At 71.4% G+C, this 15,003-nt stretch carries 9 protein-coding genes; all 9 read left to right on the top strand.

The window, feature by feature from the left end; genetic code table 11:
• Entirely contained in the window at positions 1 to 1,407 is a 1,407-nt protein-coding gene (gene icmH, locus AAHM41_RS21630; protein WP_342238653.1) for a type IVB secretion system protein IcmH/DotU, read from the top strand.
• Positions 1,408 to 1,411: 4 nt separating this feature from the next.
• Positions 1,412 to 5,056 carry a type VI secretion system membrane subunit TssM gene (gene tssM / locus AAHM41_RS21625; protein ID WP_342238652.1) on the top strand — a complete coding sequence of 1,215 codons (3,645 nt, stop codon included), beginning with the start codon at positions 1,412 to 1,414 and terminating at the stop codon, positions 5,054 to 5,056.
• Positions 5,038 to 5,727, top strand: coding sequence for a type VI secretion system-associated protein TagF (gene tagF, locus AAHM41_RS21620; RefSeq protein ID WP_342238651.1), 690 nt, complete (start codon positions 5,038 to 5,040; stop codon positions 5,725 to 5,727). Before tssM ends, tagF begins: the two co-directional genes overlap by 19 nt.
• On the top strand, positions 5,724 to 6,491 hold the full coding sequence (locus tag AAHM41_RS21615) for a PP2C family protein-serine/threonine phosphatase (RefSeq protein ID WP_342238650.1): 768 nt from the start codon (positions 5,724 to 5,726) through the stop codon (positions 6,489 to 6,491). Before tagF ends, AAHM41_RS21615 begins: the two co-directional genes overlap by 4 nt.
• Positions 6,488 to 8,023: a serine/threonine-protein kinase gene (locus tag AAHM41_RS21610; protein ID WP_342238649.1), complete on the top strand. Its 1,536-nt coding sequence runs from the start codon at positions 6,488 to 6,490 to the stop codon at positions 8,021 to 8,023. The genes AAHM41_RS21615 and AAHM41_RS21610 overlap by 4 nt, the downstream gene beginning before the upstream one ends.
• 2,035 nt (positions 8,024 to 10,058) lie before the next feature.
• A complete protein-coding gene (locus AAHM41_RS21605; protein ID WP_342238648.1) occupies positions 10,059 to 10,793 on the top strand; it encodes an ABC transporter ATP-binding protein in 735 nt (244 codons plus the stop codon).
• Positions 10,794 to 10,800: 7 nt separating this feature from the next.
• Positions 10,801 to 12,015 (top strand): ABC transporter permease, encoded by a 1,215-nt coding sequence (locus AAHM41_RS21600; protein ID WP_342238647.1) that lies wholly within the window; start codon positions 10,801 to 10,803, stop codon positions 12,013 to 12,015.
• The gene (locus AAHM41_RS21595; RefSeq protein ID WP_342238646.1) at positions 12,008 to 13,636 is read left to right on the top strand and encodes a formylglycine-generating enzyme family protein; all 1,629 of its coding nucleotides are present in this window, start codon (positions 12,008 to 12,010) and stop codon (positions 13,634 to 13,636) included. The genes AAHM41_RS21600 and AAHM41_RS21595 overlap by 8 nt, the downstream gene beginning before the upstream one ends.
• 17 nt (positions 13,637 to 13,653) lie before the next feature.
• A partial coding sequence (locus AAHM41_RS21590; RefSeq protein ID WP_342238645.1) for an ImcF-related family protein occupies positions 13,654 to 15,003 on the top strand: 1,350 nt, incomplete at its 3' end.

Raw genomic sequence — 15,003 nt, 5'->3', positions numbered from 1 at the left:
ATGGTCGATGACGATCCGTTCGCCGACCCGCAGGATGCCGACCGCACCGTGATCCGGCCGCGCCCCGCCGGCGCGCGCCCCGCGGCGGTGGTCACCGGCGGCATCCCGGGCGGGGACGGAGAGAAGACGCTGGTGCCGCGCGCGGCCCCCTCGCCCCGGCCCCGCCTTGCCGGCGTGGCGATGCCGGAGCTCGACGGCGCGGCGCCGATCGCGCCGACCGGGGTGAACAAGGTCATCCAGGCGGCGACGCCCCTGTTCGCGCTCGCGGTGCGGCTGAAGAACCGGGCCGTGCATCGCGACGTGCCGCTGCTGCGCGAGCGCGTCATCGCGGAGATCCGCGCCTTCGAGCGCAACGCGCTGGCGACGGGCGCCACGGCCGATGCGATCCGGGCCGCCCGCTACGGGCTCTGCGCCACCATCGACGACCTCGTCCTGAACACCCCCTGGGGCAGCCAGAGCGTGTGGACCAAGCAGTCGATGGTCTCGACCTTCTACAACGAGACCTGGGGCGGCGAGCGGTTCTTCGACATCCTCGACCACCTGATGAAGGACCCGGAGCGGACGCTCGACATCCTCGAGCTGTTCTATGTCTGCCTGGCGCTGGGCTTCGAGGGGCGCTATCGGATTGATCCCCGCGGCCCCGCCCGGCTGTCGGAAACCCGCGACTCGCTCTACATGGCCATCCGGCGGCGGCGGGACCATCGCGAGCGCGCCCTGTCGCCGCATTGGGCCGGCGTCGCCCCGACCCGGCGGCGACTGTCCCGCCTGGTGCCGCTCTGGGTCATCGGCGCGGCGGCCGGTGCGATCCTGCTGGGGGCCTTCTACACCTATCAATGGCTTCTGGACGGGACGCTGCAGCCGGTGATGGCGGCCGCCGCCCAGGTGCCGCCGGCCGGGCCGGTGGTGATCGAGCGGCCGGCGCCGGTCGAGCCGCCGCCGGCGCCCAAGGTCGTCGAGGAGACCTCCGGCAGCCGCCTCAAGCGCTTCCTGGAGCCGGAGATCCGCGAGGGCCTGGTCACCGTCATCGAGGACCAGCAGAGCACCCGCGTCCGGATCAACGGCAACGGGCTCTTCGCCTCGGCCAGCGACACGGTGACCGACGACCGCAAGCCGATCCTGGTCCGCATCGGCGACGCGCTGAAGACGGAGCCGGGCCAGGTCGTGGTCGAGGGCCACACCGACAACCAGCCGATCCGCAACCTGCGCTTCCCGTCGAACTGGCAGCTCTCGCTGGCCCGGGCCGAGTCCGTCCGCCGGATTCTGGCGGACCGGGTCCAGGACGATTCCCGCTTCTCGGTCGAGGCGAAGGCGGACACGGTTCCGCTGGTCCCGAACGACACGGCCGACGGCCGAGCCCAGAACCGGCGGATCGAAGTGGTCCTCCTCAAGCCTGCGAAGGGCGGCTGACGCGGTGCGCAAGATCGTCTCCATCCTGACGGCCCGCTGGTTCGTCTCCCTGGTCGGCGTGCTGCTGCTGTCGACGATCATCTGGTTCGTCGGCCCGCTGATCGCGGTGGCGGAGGTGCGGCCGCTCGAGGACGCCCTCATCCGCGTCGTCATCATCGCCGCGATGCTGGTGCTCTGGGCGCTGGTCATCGCCTGGTCCGCGGTGCGCAGCCAGCGGGCGAATGCGAAGCTGGTCGACGAGGTCGCGGCGGACGATGCTGCCGCAACGGCTGCCCCGGCCGACGACGAGATCGAGGCGATCCGCGGCCGGCTGTCCGAGGCGCTCGCGGTCCTGCGCAAGACGCGCCTCGGCCGCAAGGGCCGCCGCCGCTGGCTGTACGAGCTGCCCTGGTACGTCCTGATCGGCCCGCCCGGCGCCGGCAAGACGACGGCGCTGCTGAACTCGGGCATCGATTTCCCGCTCGCCGACCGCACCGGCCAGGATCGGGACGCCATCCGCGGCATCGGCGGCACCCGGAACTGCGACTGGTGGTTCACCAACGAGGCGGTGCTGATCGACACCGCCGGCCGCTACACCACCCAGGACAGCCATGCCGCGCGGGACGCCGCTGCCTGGAAGGGCTTTCTCGGCCTGCTCAAGCGCAATCGCCCGCGCCAGCCGATCAACGGCGCGATCGTCTGCGTCAGCATCTCCGACGTCGCGCTGATGCCGGACAGCGAGCGCCTTGCCCATGCCCGCGCCGTCCGCCAGCGGCTGCAGGAGCTGACGGACGAGCTCGGCGTCCGCTTCCCGATCTATGTGCTGTTCACCAAGGCCGACCTCCTGGCCGGCTTCTCCGAATTCTTCGACAATCTCGGCCGCGAGGAGCGCGAGCAGGTCTGGGGTGTCACCTTCGCCCTCGACGAGGGCAGGGACGAGACCGGCGTCGTCCCGAGCTTCCTGCGCGAGTTCGACCTCCTGGTCGACCGGCTCAACCACCGCGTCGTCGAGCGGCTGCACCAGGAGCCGGACATCCAGCACCGCAGCCTGGTCTACGGGTTCCCGGCTCAGGTCGCCTCGATGCGCGATGCGCTGCAGGAGTTCCTGACCGAGGCGTTCCGCCCCAGCCGGTACGATGCCAGGCCCTTGCTGCGGGGCGTCTATCTCACCAGCGGCACCCAGGAGGGCACGCCCTTCGACCGGCTGATGGGGGCGATGGCGCGGTCCTTCGGCCTGGACCGCCAACAGATGATGGCCGCACACGGCCGGGGCCGCAGCTACTTCCTGACGGACCTGCTGCGCAAGGTTGTCTTCGCCGAGGCCGGCATCGTCTCGACCAATCCACGGCTGGAGCGACGCCTGCGCTGGATCCGCTGGGGGGTGACGGCCGCCGCCGCTGCGGTCGTGGTCGCCCTGGTCGCGGCCTGGACCGTCAGCTATCTCGGCAACCGGACGCTGATCGCCTCGGCGCAGGACGGCCTCGACGGCTATGCCGCGAAGCTGGGCGACATCAGCGGGCCGGTCCGCGACGCCGATCTCGGCCCCGTCCTGCCCGCCCTCGACGCGCTGCGCGCGGCGCCGGCCGGCTACGAGCGGCGGAACGATCCGGCGCCTTGGGCGCTGCGATTCGGCCTCTGGCAGGGCGACACCCTGTCCCAGGGCACCGTCCAGGCCTATCGGCACGCCCTGAACACGGTCCTTCTGCCGCGCCTGGTGCTGCGGCTGGAGGACATCCTGCACAGCGTGCAGCAACCCTCCGACCTGGCCTATGTCGCGCTGAAAAGCTACCTGATGCTCGGCGGCAAGGCGCCCGAGGTGGACAGCGCCACCATCCTCCAATGGCTCCGCATCGACCTCGTGCAGCGCTATCCCGGAGAGCAGAACGCCGCCCTTCGTCGCTCTGTCGAAACCCATACGGCCGCCCTGCTCGAGCGGCCGCTGGCCGGGATCGGGATCGACGGCCGGCTGGTGGAGCGGGTGCGCGGGATCATCGCCGCCACGCCCCCCGCTCAGCGCGCCTATACGCTTCTCGCCGCCAGCCCCGATGCCGCGGCCCTGCCGGCCTGGGGCGTGAGCGATCACGGCGGGCCCGAGACCCTGCGCGCCCTGGTGCGCGCCTCGAACAAGAGTCTAGGGGAAGGCGTGCCGGGGATCTTCACCTATCGCGGCTTCCACGAGGTGGTCCTGCCCGGGATCGAGGACGCGGCCCGCCTCGTGGCCTCGGAACGCTGGGTGACCGATCCGCAGGCGGCGGCGGACGCGCCGGACGATGCGGCCGTCGCCCGGATCGCTGGCGACGCGCTGCAGCTCTACTACAACGACTACATCTCGGCCTGGAACGCGCTCCTGGCCGATATCCGCATTGTCCCGTTCGAAAGCCGGGCGCACGCGATCGAGGTCCTGAACATCCTGTCCGGCCCTGGCTCGCCTCTGGCCGCGATCCTGCGCAGAGCGGCACAGGAGACCGCGCTGACCAAGGAGGCCCCAGCTGCCGCGGGACAGGCCGCGCCGGAGCTGAGCGACGGCCAGAAGCAGGCGGTCAACGTCGTCGCCTCCCAGGTCGAGACCGTGGCGCAGAACCGCTTCGGCATGAGCGGCCGGCTCGCCTCGCTGCTCGCCCAGGACTATGCCCGGACGCGCCTCGGCGCCGGCGCCTCGCCGACGGACTCGGCCCCTCTGCCGGGGGCCTATGTGGAGGAGCGGTTCCGCGACCTGCACACCTTCGTCGAAGGCCCGAACGGCGCGGCGGCGCCGCTCGACGACATGATCCGAACGCTGGCCGACATCTATCGCCAGATGAACCGCAGCGCAATGACGCCGGGCGTCGCCGGAGCCGCGGCCAACGCCGAGCTCGCGGCCCTGGCGCAGCAGCTCACCGCCTCGGCCGGCCGTGCGCCCGAGGCGATGCGCGGCTGGGCCGAGCAGATCGCCCAGGCCACCTCCAACGTCACCATCGGCGGGGCGCGGCAGACGCTGAACGCCGACTGGAACACCACCGGCCGGCCGCTGTGCCAGACGGCGCTGGCCGGGCGCTATCCGCTCGCCCGCGGCGCCCGGCAGGACGTGAAGCTGGACGACTTCGCCCGGCTGTTCGCGCCCGGGGGGCTCATCGACGGCTTCTTCTCCAGCAACCTCGCCCAATACGCCGACACCTCGCGCAATCCGTGGCGCTGGGCCCGGTTGAACAACATCGACCTCGGCATCGCCGACAGCACGCTGGCGCAGTTCGAGAAGGCTGCCAGGATCCGCGATGCGTTCTTCCCCCAGGGCGGGAGCCAGCCCAGCATCGGCTTCGAGATCGAGCCCGTCGACCTGTCGCCCGAGACAGCGAGCGTGACGCTCGACATCAACGGCCAGACCGTCTCCTACAACCACGGCCCGGTCCGCCCGGTGTCGATGCGCTGGCCGGGGACCGGGACCAGCCAGGTCCGCGTCTCTTTCACCGGCGTCGACGGCTTGCCAAGCGGCGGCATCACCCTGGAGGGCCCCTGGGCGTTGTTCCGGCTGGTCGACCGGTCCCGGATCGCCGGCGCCTCGGCCAGCGACCGCTTCCGCCTCACCATCGGCGAGGGCAACAACAGCGCCACCTTCGAGATCCGCACAGCCAGCGTCCTCAGCCCCTTCACGCTGCCGCAGCTGAGGGAGTTCCAATGCCCACAGGTCTTCTGATTCCGGAGGCCGGCGGGCCCGGCGTCTTCGGCAAGCTGCCCTGGCTCGGGGACTTCGTCACCCGCCGGCTGCCGCGAAGCTTCGTCGAGCCCTGGGACGACTGGCTGCAGCGCGGCATGGTGGCGACGCGCGAGGCGCTCGGCGATGGATGGCTGGACAGCTTCCTGACGGCGCCGGTCTGGCGGTTCCTGCTGCCGGCGGGCAGCGCTGGACCTGCGATGGCGGGGCTTCTCATGCCCAGCGTGGACAGGGTCGGGCGCTATTTTCCCCTCACCCTGGCTTCGCCTCTTGGTGCGGATCCGGGTCCGGAGGCTCCGCTGCTCGCGGCCGGCTGGTTTGATGCGCTGGAGCGGACCGCGCTCGCCGCACTCGACGACGCCACGGCGCCGGAGGCGTGGGAGGCCGCGGTCGAGGGCCTCGGCGCCCCGCCGCTGATGGAGGAGGACCGGCCGCCGGTCGAGATCGGCGATGGCTGGCATGGCGTGCTGCTGCCGTCAGCCGACGGGCTGGGCGTCGCCGCGCTGCGCCTGGTTGCGGCCTCGGCTCCGGCCCGCTTCTGGACCGGCCCGGCGGCGGAGGGCTGGTATCTCTCCGGTGACGGGCTGCCGCCTCCCCTGGCCTGGCCCCGGGCATTCATGACGGCGCGCTTCGCCACGGAGCCCGCCCGGTGAAGCGTTTCCAGTTCCGATCCGCCGGCCGCACCGACGCGGGCGCGGTGCGGCATCACAACGAGGACGCGTTCCTGTCCAAGCCAGGGATCGGCCTGTGGGCGGTGGCCGACGGCATGGGCGGCCATCGGCGCGGCGATCAGGCGAGCCGGATGATCGTCGAGGCCCTGGACCGGGTGCAGGTCCCCGAGTCCGGAGCTGCCTTCATGGGCGATGTCCATGCCCGGCTCTCCGAGGTCCATGACGCCTTGCGGCAGGAGGCGGAGCAGACCGGCGCGACGATGGGGTCGACCGCCATCGTGCTGATGATCCATGCCGGCCGCTTCGTCTGCCTGTGGGCCGGCGACAGCCGTCTCTACCTGCTGCGCGATCGGCAGCTCTGGCAGATCACGCGGGATCATTCCTACGTGCAGGAACTCGTCGACAGCGGTGTGCTGTCGCCCGAGGCGGCCCATCACCATCCCCAGTCCAATGTGATCACCCGGGCGGTGGGTGCGACGGACACGCTGGAGCTGGAGATGGAACGGAGCGTCGTCCTTCCGGACGATGTCTTCCTGCTGTGCAGCGACGGCCTGACCCGCGTCGTCTCCGAGGGCGAGATCGCCAATCTGCTCGACGCCATGCCGCCCGAGCAGGCGGCGAACGGATTGGTCGACCTGGCGCTCGGCCGCGGGGCGCCGGACAACGTCACCGTCGTGGTCCTGTCCTGCGAGGACGACGAGGAGCGCACCGTGCCGCCGCGCCGGCCGAATGGAGACCGGCCGTGACTGCCGGGCCCGAGCGTCTGTCCGAGGACGCGTTGCCGAAGGTCCCGGAGCCGCCGCGAGGGCCGCGATCGGCCACCGAGCTGTCGCCCGGCGAAACCGTCCTGTTCACCTACCGCATCGTCCGGCTGATCAGTCGCGGCGGCATGGGTGAGATCTACGAAGCCGAGCACATCGATCAGCAGACGCGACACGCCATCAAGATCATCCTGCCCGAGCTGATGGGCGACGAGGCGATCGTCGCCCTGTTCCTGCGCGAGGCCGAGGCGCTGCGCAAGATTCGGCACGCCGCCATCGTCGGCTATGACGGGCTGTTCCGGGACGAGTCGAAACGCCTTCACCTCGTCATGGAATATGTCGACGGCCCGTCCTTGAGCGACAGGCTGCGCGACGGGCCGCTGACGCCGGAGGAGGTCGGCGCCCTGCGCGACCGCCTCGCCTCCGGCCTCGCCGAGGCTCACGACATCGGCATCTGCCACCGCGACCTGTCCCCCGACAACATCCTGCTCGAGCATGGCCGGCTCGGCGGCGCCAAGCTGATCGACTTCGGCATCGCCAAGTTCTCCGACCTCGACGCCCAGACCGTGGTCGGCGGCAGCTTCGCCGGCAAGTTCTCCTGGGCCTCGCCGGAGCAGGTCGGGCTGTTCGGCGCCCAGGTCGATTCCCGCTCCGACATCTACAGCCTCGGGCTCGTGCTCGCCGCCGCCGCCCGCGGCCGCCCGCTGGAGATGGGCCGGACGATGATGACGGTGGTCAACGCCCGCCGGAGCGTTCCGCAGCTCGACGGCGTGCCGCCGAGCCTCGCCCCCCAGATCGCCAGAATGCTCGAGCCCGATCCGCTCGACCGCCCGCAATCGATGCGGGAGCTCGTCACCGCCACCGCTTCCGGACCGGGGCCAGCCCCGTCGGCCGGGACGCCACGGCGCCGGGCGTTCGCGATCGCCGCCCTCCTCTGTCTCGTCCTGATCACAGCTGCGGGCCTGTGGTGGCAATGGCGTCAGACCGCGGTCACGCCGCCTCCGCCGCCACAAACGCAGCCGTCGGCGGCGACATCCGCGCCTGCCATCGAGGTGGTGCGATCGGAGCCGCCGCGGCCTGAACCGCCGCGGTCGACACCGGTGCAGTCAGAACCGACGCAGCCAAAAGCGGTGCAGCCGAAAGCGGAGGCCCCGGCCGAGGCCGAAACCGCGATCCGTCCGGATCCCGCCCCACCCCTGGACCGCCAGCAATTGCCCCGGCTCCTGGACCTGCCGCCGCACGACCTGTATCTGGTCGGGCAGCGCTTCCTGCAGGAGAAGCGCGACGCGGACACTGCACTGGTGCTGTGGGAGGAAGCCTCGCGGCGCGGCAGCGGCGAGGCCGCGCTCGGGATCGCCCGCTTCTACGACCCGGACTCCTGGGACCAGGGGCCCCACCCCTTCACCGCGCCGAATCCGGCCAAGGCCCGGGAGTTCTACACCACCGCCCTGGAACGGGGGGTGGAGGATGCCCGGCCACTCCTCCAGGCCCTCGGCAACGCAGGTTCCGAACCATGATCCGAATGGCTTCCTTCGCCCGCGCCCTTGCCGTCGGTCTCGCGGTCGGGCTGTCGGCGGCATTCTTCGCCGGCGCAGCGGCAGCGCAGACCCCGCCCGGACAGGCCGAAGCCCGGACGCCGCTGCTGATGCCGGGGACGACGAGCCTGTGGCAGCGCGTGCTCACCCGTCCGGGAGCAAAGGCCGCGGCGGAGCCGGCCGGGGCGTCGGCAGGCCCGGAGATCCCGGCCCTGTCCATGCTCTTCGTCTATGGACGGGCAAAGAGCGGGGACGCCGACTGGATCGAGGTCGGCACGACGCCGGGCGGGCGAACGCTGGGGTGGATCCCGGCCGCGGAGGCGATCGACTGGAAGCAGACGATGGTCGTCCTCTTCACCAATCCGGTGAATCGCGACCGCGCCCTGTTCTTCAAGGATGCCGATCCGCTTCTCGGGCTGATGGAGTCACCCGACGCCGGCGCTCGGGCCGCGGCGCTGCGCCAGGCCGCCGAAACCGGCGCCCTGCCCCAGGACAGCCCGGTGACGGCGATCGAGCCGTCAACCTGGATCGATCCGGCCAAGACCTTCTACCTGCTGCCGATCCTGAACTGGACCGACGGCTATTTCGCAAGCGGCTTCTCGGGGCTGGCCCTCGAAGTTGCCGCAACCTCGCTGCAGGAGAAGCCGGACCAACCCGGGACTGCGCCCCAGCCGTCGGCCGAGGATCTGGCGGCGGAACACCTCAGGGGCTACCGGACGGGTATCGTCTTCCTGATGGATGCGACGATCTCGATGCAGCCCTATATCGACAGGACCCGCACGACATACCGGGAAATTTCCGAACGGCTTGCCGAATCCGCCGCCGGCGAACGCACCGGCTTCGGCGTCGTCGCCTTCAGGGACGTCCTCGAGAGCGGTCAACCCGACGAGTATCTGTCACGCGTCTATTCGCAGCTAGAGGACAGCCGGAACCGGGCCGCTCTGTACCAGAAGATGAACGAGATCCAGGAATCCAAGGTCTCTAACCTCGACTGGGAGGAAGACACGTTCTCCGGCCTGAAGACTGCGATCGAGGACATAGACTGGAGCAATTATGCCGGCCGATTCATTGTCCTGGTGACCGACGCATCGCCGCGAACGGGTGCCGACCCGCACAATTCGACCGGCCTTGATGCCGAACGATTGCGGCTTCTTGCCCAGGAGAAGGGCATCGCGATCATCGTCGTGCATCTGCTGACGGCAGCCGGCCAACAAGACCAGGACCGTGCCGCAAGCATCTATCAGACCCTTACGTCGGTGCAGAACATCGGCAGCCTGTACTTTCCGGTCAAGGGCGGCGATGTGGATGCCTTTGGTAAGGTCGTGGGCCGCGTGTCCGACACGATCATCCAGCAGATGAAAGCGGCCGAGCAGGGCAAGCTCGCCGACCCGTCGGTCATTGTGGGGCACAAAACCGAAGAGTCCGCCTCGGCGCCGTCCAGCACCGAAGACTCGGCCCTGATTCGCGCCGGCCTCGTCGGCCGCGCCATGCAGCTTGCCTATCTCGGCCGTATGGAAGGGAACCAGCCGCCTCGCCTGTTCTCGGCCTGGGTCTCCGACCGCGACATCGCCAACCCGGCACGCAAGACGCTCGACGTCCGGGTTCTGATCACCCGGAACCAGCTGTCGGACCTGCAGGCGACGCTGCAGGCGATCATCGACGCCGGCGAGTCGACGCGCGTCGCCCCGAACGACTTCTTCCGCCAGCTGCGCAGCGCCGCCGCGACCATGGCCCGGCGGCCGGAGGGCGTCGGCGGCGAGAACGCCCGCCGGCTGGCCGATCTCGGCCTGATCGGCGAATATCTCGAGGGCCTGCCCTATCGCAGCCGGATCATGGAGCTGAGCGAGGACGACTGGCTGTCCTGGAGCTTCGGCCAGCAGCGCCAGTTCCTCGACGACCTCGGGGCCAAGGTCGCGCTGTATCGGCGGATCTACGACAACACCGATCTGTGGATCGCCCTCGACGGCGACCGCAGCGGCGGCGATGCCGTCTCTCCGATCCCGCTCGACGCCCTGCCATGACCGTCGTGGCGGCTCCGCCGGTCTACGCCCTGCGCGACGTGACGCTGCGCCGCGGCGGCCGCAGCGCCGCCTTCGAGCTGCATGTCGGTAACCTCGTCGTCCAACGCGGCGAGATCTGGTTTCTGACGGGCCAGTCCGGTTCCGGCAAGTCGACCTTGCTGGACCTGCTGGGCGGCACCCTGGCCCCGGACAGCGCCGGCGCCTTCCATCTGGCCGGCGGCAAGGGCTCCCCGGTCGACCTGGCCCTGCTCTGGCGGCGCCGGCGGCACGACGCCCTCGCGGCGCTGCGGGCCAACAGCATCGGCTATGTGCTGCAGACCGGTGGGCTGCTGCCCTATCTCACGGTCGAGGAGAACATCGCCCTGACCGCCCGCGTCGCCGGCCGGCACGACCCCGAGCATCTGCGCACCCTGGTGCGCCGGCTCGGCCTCGCGCGGCTGCTCGACGTCCAGCCGCGCCGCCTGTCGGTCGGCGAGCGCCAACGCGTGGCCATTGCCCGCGCCCTCGCCCATCGCCCCGACATCCTGTTGGCCGACGAGCCCACGGCGTCACTCGACCCGCCCACGGCGGAGCAGGTGTTCGGCCTGCTGATCGAGACCGTCCAGCAGCTGAAGACCACGGCCATCATCGCCTCGCACGACTGGGCCAGGGCCGAGTCCGGTGGATACCGGACCTTCGGCCATGCCCTCCGGCGCGAGCAGGATGCCGTCCGCGCCTATTTCTGGACTTGAGCCGATCATGGGACGGATCGCGCTCGCGGCGCACCTCGCCGCCAAGGACTTCGGCCATGACTGGCGGATCGTGCTGTGCCAGGTGCTCGGCCTCACCGCGGTGCTGGCGCCGCTGCTGGTCCTGTTCGGCATGCGCTTCGGCCTGATCGACACCCTGGCCCAGCGGCTGATCGAGGATCCGCGCAACCGCGAAATCGTGCCGGCTGGCAGCAGCCGCTTCGACGCCGCGTTCTTCCGCGACCTGGCCGGGCGGGAGGGGGTCGCCTTCATCGTGCCGGCGACGCGCTCGATCGCCGCGAGCTTCACCCGGCTGCGCAAGCAGGATGGTGGCAGCCGCCCCCTCTCCGGCGTCGCGCTGCTCCCGTCGGGGCCGGGCGACCCGCTGCTGGCCGGCAATGCGCCGCCGGCCGGGGATGCGGTCGTGCTCGGCCGCCGGCTCGCCGACAGCCTCGGCGCGGCCGTGGGCGACCGGCTCACCGCCGAGATCACGCGGCAGCGCGACGGCCGCATAGAGGCGCAACGCCTGGCCCTCGCCGTCGCCGGCGTCACCGACGCGCCGATCGCGCCGGCCGACGCCCTGCTGGCGCCGCTCGACCTTCTCACCGCCACCGAGGACTGGCGGGACGGCTTCGCCGTCGGCGACCGGGGCTGGGCCGGCGCCCCGCCGCCGGCCATGGACCGTGTCTTCGCGCGGTTCCGCCTGTATGCGGACTCGATCTACGACATCGCCGCGATCGAGGCGTGGCTCAAGGAGCGGGGCGTCGAGGTCCGCACCGCCTCGGCCGATATCGCGCAGATGCAGCTGCTGGACCGCAATCTCGGTATCGCCTTCTGGCTGATCGCCGGCTGCGGCGCACTCGGCTATCTGGTGTCCCTCGCCGCCAGCCTGCGCGGCCATGTCGAGCGCAAGCGGCGGGATCTGGCGATGCTGCGGCTGATCGGGCTGCCGACACGGTCCCTGGTCGCCTTCCCGGTGGTGCAGGCGGTGCTGATCGCCGTGCTCGGCGTGGTCCTCGCCGGCCTCGTCTTCCAGGGCGCGGCCGTCGCGCTCAACACCATCTTCGCCGGCAGCCTGCAGCCCGGCGAGCGCATCTGCCGCCTGCTGCTGGTCCATTTCGGCATCGCCGCAGCGGCGACGATCCTGGCGGCGCTGCTGTCGGCGAGCTGGGGCGGCCTGCTCGCCGCCCGCATTCAACCGTCCGAGGGACTTCGTGATGTATGACCGACCCGCCCGGCCCCTGCGAGCCGCGCTTCTGGGACTCGCGGCCTGGCTGGCGATCGCCGCCCCGGGCGGGGCGGCCGAGACCATCACCTGGCCCGAGGAGTCCTACAACCCGTCGCCGGCGCCCGGCGACGTCGTCCTGCCCCTGCCCTGCGGCGGCGCCATGACCTTCCGGCGCATCGACCTGCCGTCGGCCGGCGTCCTCGACGATGTCCGGGTCCAGCTCGGCGACGCCCAGCCGGAGCTGGGCTTCCTCAGCGACCGCCGCTTCGAGGTTATCGCCGGCTCCTTCACCGACGCGGCGACGCCGGGCGTTCGCTACTTCCTGATGGGCAAATACGAGGTCACCCGTGCGCAGTGGGATGCTCTGGCCGGCGGGGAGTGCCCGAACCCGACAATGCGGACGCGCGTGCCCCAGACCGAGGTCTCCTGGTTCGATGCCGTGGCCTTCGGCCGACGGTATTCCGAGTGGCTGATCACCCATGCCCGCAACGTGCTGCCCTCGGAATCGGGAACCCCCGGCTTCGTCCGCCTGCCGATGGAGGATGAATGGGAGTACGCCGCCCGCGGCGGCATAGCGGTCTCCTCGGAAGCGTTCCTGGCATCGCGCTTTCCGATGCCGAGCGGCGTTCCGGCCGAATATCTCTGGTACCAGGGAACCGGATCCGCGGAGGGCAAGCTGCATCCGATCGGCCTGCTCAAGCCCAATCCGCTCGGCCTGCACGACGTCCTGGGCAACGCCGCGGAAATGATGTTCGAGCCGTTCCGGCTGAACCGGCGCGGACGGCTGCATGGCCAGGCCGGCGGCTTCATCGTCCGCGGCGGCGACTTCTCCATGCCGCTCGACCAGATCCGCTCCGGCATGCGCGTGGAGATGCCCTACTACGCCGGCGGCAGCGGCCAGGCCACTGAGACCCGCCAACTCGGGCTGCGCGTGGTTGTGGCCGCGCCGGTCATCACCTCGCCTGAGCGGCTGGCGGAGATCGAGCGAGAATGGCGCGCCATGCCCTCGTCGAGCGAGAGCCCGGCGAATGCACGCCGCGAGGACGCGGCCCTGAGCGCGCTGGATCGCCTAGCTGACGAGACCGGGGACGAGACCGTCAAGACCGAGCTGCGCGGCGTCGGGCAGTCGATCCGGGAAGCGCTGGTGGACCGGAACGACGCCCGGAACCGGACGGTGCGGTCGCTGGTGAATGTCGGCGCCCTGCTCGGCAACAAGCTGCGCACCGATCAGCAGCGCCTGCTGGCCGTGAGCCAGGCGATCGAACAGGTGGCGCGCCCGGCCCTGCGGCAGCTGCAGTCGCGGCGCCAGGACGCCCAGACCCGCAAGGCGATTGGCGAGGCCGAGACGCAGATGCAGCAGATGGAGAAGCAGCGTTCCGGGCTGGAGGACACAGTGCGCACCTCGCGCGAGATCTATGTCGACACTGTCTTGAGCACCGCGGGCGACTATTCGGACGAGGTGGTCCAGGCGCAGGTGCCGACGCTGAAGGCGGAGCTGCATGCCCGCGGCTCCGACTCGCTGCTGCCCTATGTCGACATCTTCGTGCTGCACATGCAGCGGATGCGCGACAACGACGCCGCCGAGCCCCAAAGCCTCGTCGACGACCTGACCCGATGACCCGGCGGCGGACTTGGATGGCGGTGTTCGGGGGCGGGATCGCCGCTGCGGCCGCTCTCCTCGCCGCCGTCCATGTCTCCAATGAGCGGCTCGCCGGGGATGCGCGGTCGGCGATCGTGGAGGCTCGCGCCGCCGCTCCGGACGCCGCTGCGTCGCCGGACGATCCGGCCGTCGTCCTCGACGCCCTGGACCGCCTCTTCGCCTCCCCGCTCATCGGCGCGTCGCCCGCCTGGTGGCGACGGGCCGGCCTGAATGCCGGGCCCCTCGACGATCTCCGAGTGGAAACCCAGCGGCTGGATCGCGACCTGCTGCGCGACGGGCTTCTTGGGCGGCTGGCGGGCCGCATCATCGAGCGGATCGAACGCCCCGACATCGCGCCCGAGCTCGCATTCGAGGGGCTGAAGGCGGTCGTCGCCCTCGGCGACGCCGGTGTTCCGCGACAGGATGATCTCGTCCGCCTCTGGGCCTCGATCGACTGGTCCATGACCGAGCCTTCCCCCGATCGGCGCGAGCGGCTGGCGCGCCACCTGGAGCGGGCCCTGGCCGCAGAGCCGCGCCTCGTGCCCGAGGTGGATGCTTCGGCGATCGACCGGGTCCGGGTTCGCCTCCGGCAGACGCCGCTCGCGGTCCGGGCCTATGCCGCGATCCGGAGCTCCGGCGCGGCCCAGGCGTTACGGCCGTTTCGCGCCGATCTCATCCTCGGTGCCGATGGCTGGTCGCTTGCACGCCGGTCCGGGGCCTCCCTCGCCACGCCGATCCCGGGCCTGCTCACCGCGGAGGGCTTCCATCGGGTGATGGCGCCGGCGCTGGCCGACCTCTCCGGCGCGCTGCAGGCCGATGCCTGGGTGCTGGGCGAGAGCGAGCGGCCCCAGGCTGCCGGACGCACGCTCGTCGCGACGGTGCTCGGGCTCTATCTCGACGACACGGCCAGGACCTGGGACAGCCTTCTGGAGGATCTCGAGGTCGTGCCGCCCCAGACCGATCCCGACGGCGCGGGCCGGGTCATCGACGCCCTGACGCACTCGCCCGGCCCGCTCCTGCGTCTCGCCGTCGCCGCACGACAGGCCACGCTGTTCGACCGGGCGAGCGGCATAGATGTCGCACGGCTTTCGGCCCTGGCCGAGGTCGTCGGCGGGACGCGGCCATGGTCGGCGATCGACCGCCGCTATGCGTGGCTTCTCGCGGGTGATGGCGCTGGTCTGCCCGGCTTCACGGCGCTGATCGATGCGGCGCGCCCGCTCGTCGATTCGGCCGGGGGGCGGGCCGGCCCCGCCCCCCCCCCCCCCCCCCCCCGGGGGGGGGGGGGGGGGGGGGGCCCCCCCCCCGGGGGGGGGGGGGGGGGGGGGGTGGGGGGGGGGGGGGGGGGG

The organism is Inquilinus sp. OTU3971 (assembly GCF_038440215.1).
Note: the sequence above shows the minus strand (reverse complement) of the source record. Positions and strands in the feature narration are given on the sequence as shown.

Excerpts from the sequence above, each read along its gene's own strand:
- AAHM41_RS21600 (WP_342238647.1), top strand. The coding sequence starts at position 10,801 with ATGGGACGGATCGCGCTCGCGGCGCACCTCGCCGCCAAGGACTTCGGC.
- icmH (WP_342238653.1), top strand. The coding sequence starts at position 1 with ATGGTCGATGACGATCCGTTCGCCGACCCGCAGGATGCCGACCGCACC.
- AAHM41_RS21605 (WP_342238648.1), top strand. The coding sequence starts at position 10,059 with ATGACCGTCGTGGCGGCTCCGCCGGTCTACGCCCTGCGCGACGTGACG.
- AAHM41_RS21595 (WP_342238646.1), top strand. The coding sequence starts at position 12,008 with ATGTATGACCGACCCGCCCGGCCCCTGCGAGCCGCGCTTCTGGGACTC.
- tagF (WP_342238651.1), top strand. The coding sequence starts at position 5,038 with ATGCCCACAGGTCTTCTGATTCCGGAGGCCGGCGGGCCCGGCGTCTTC.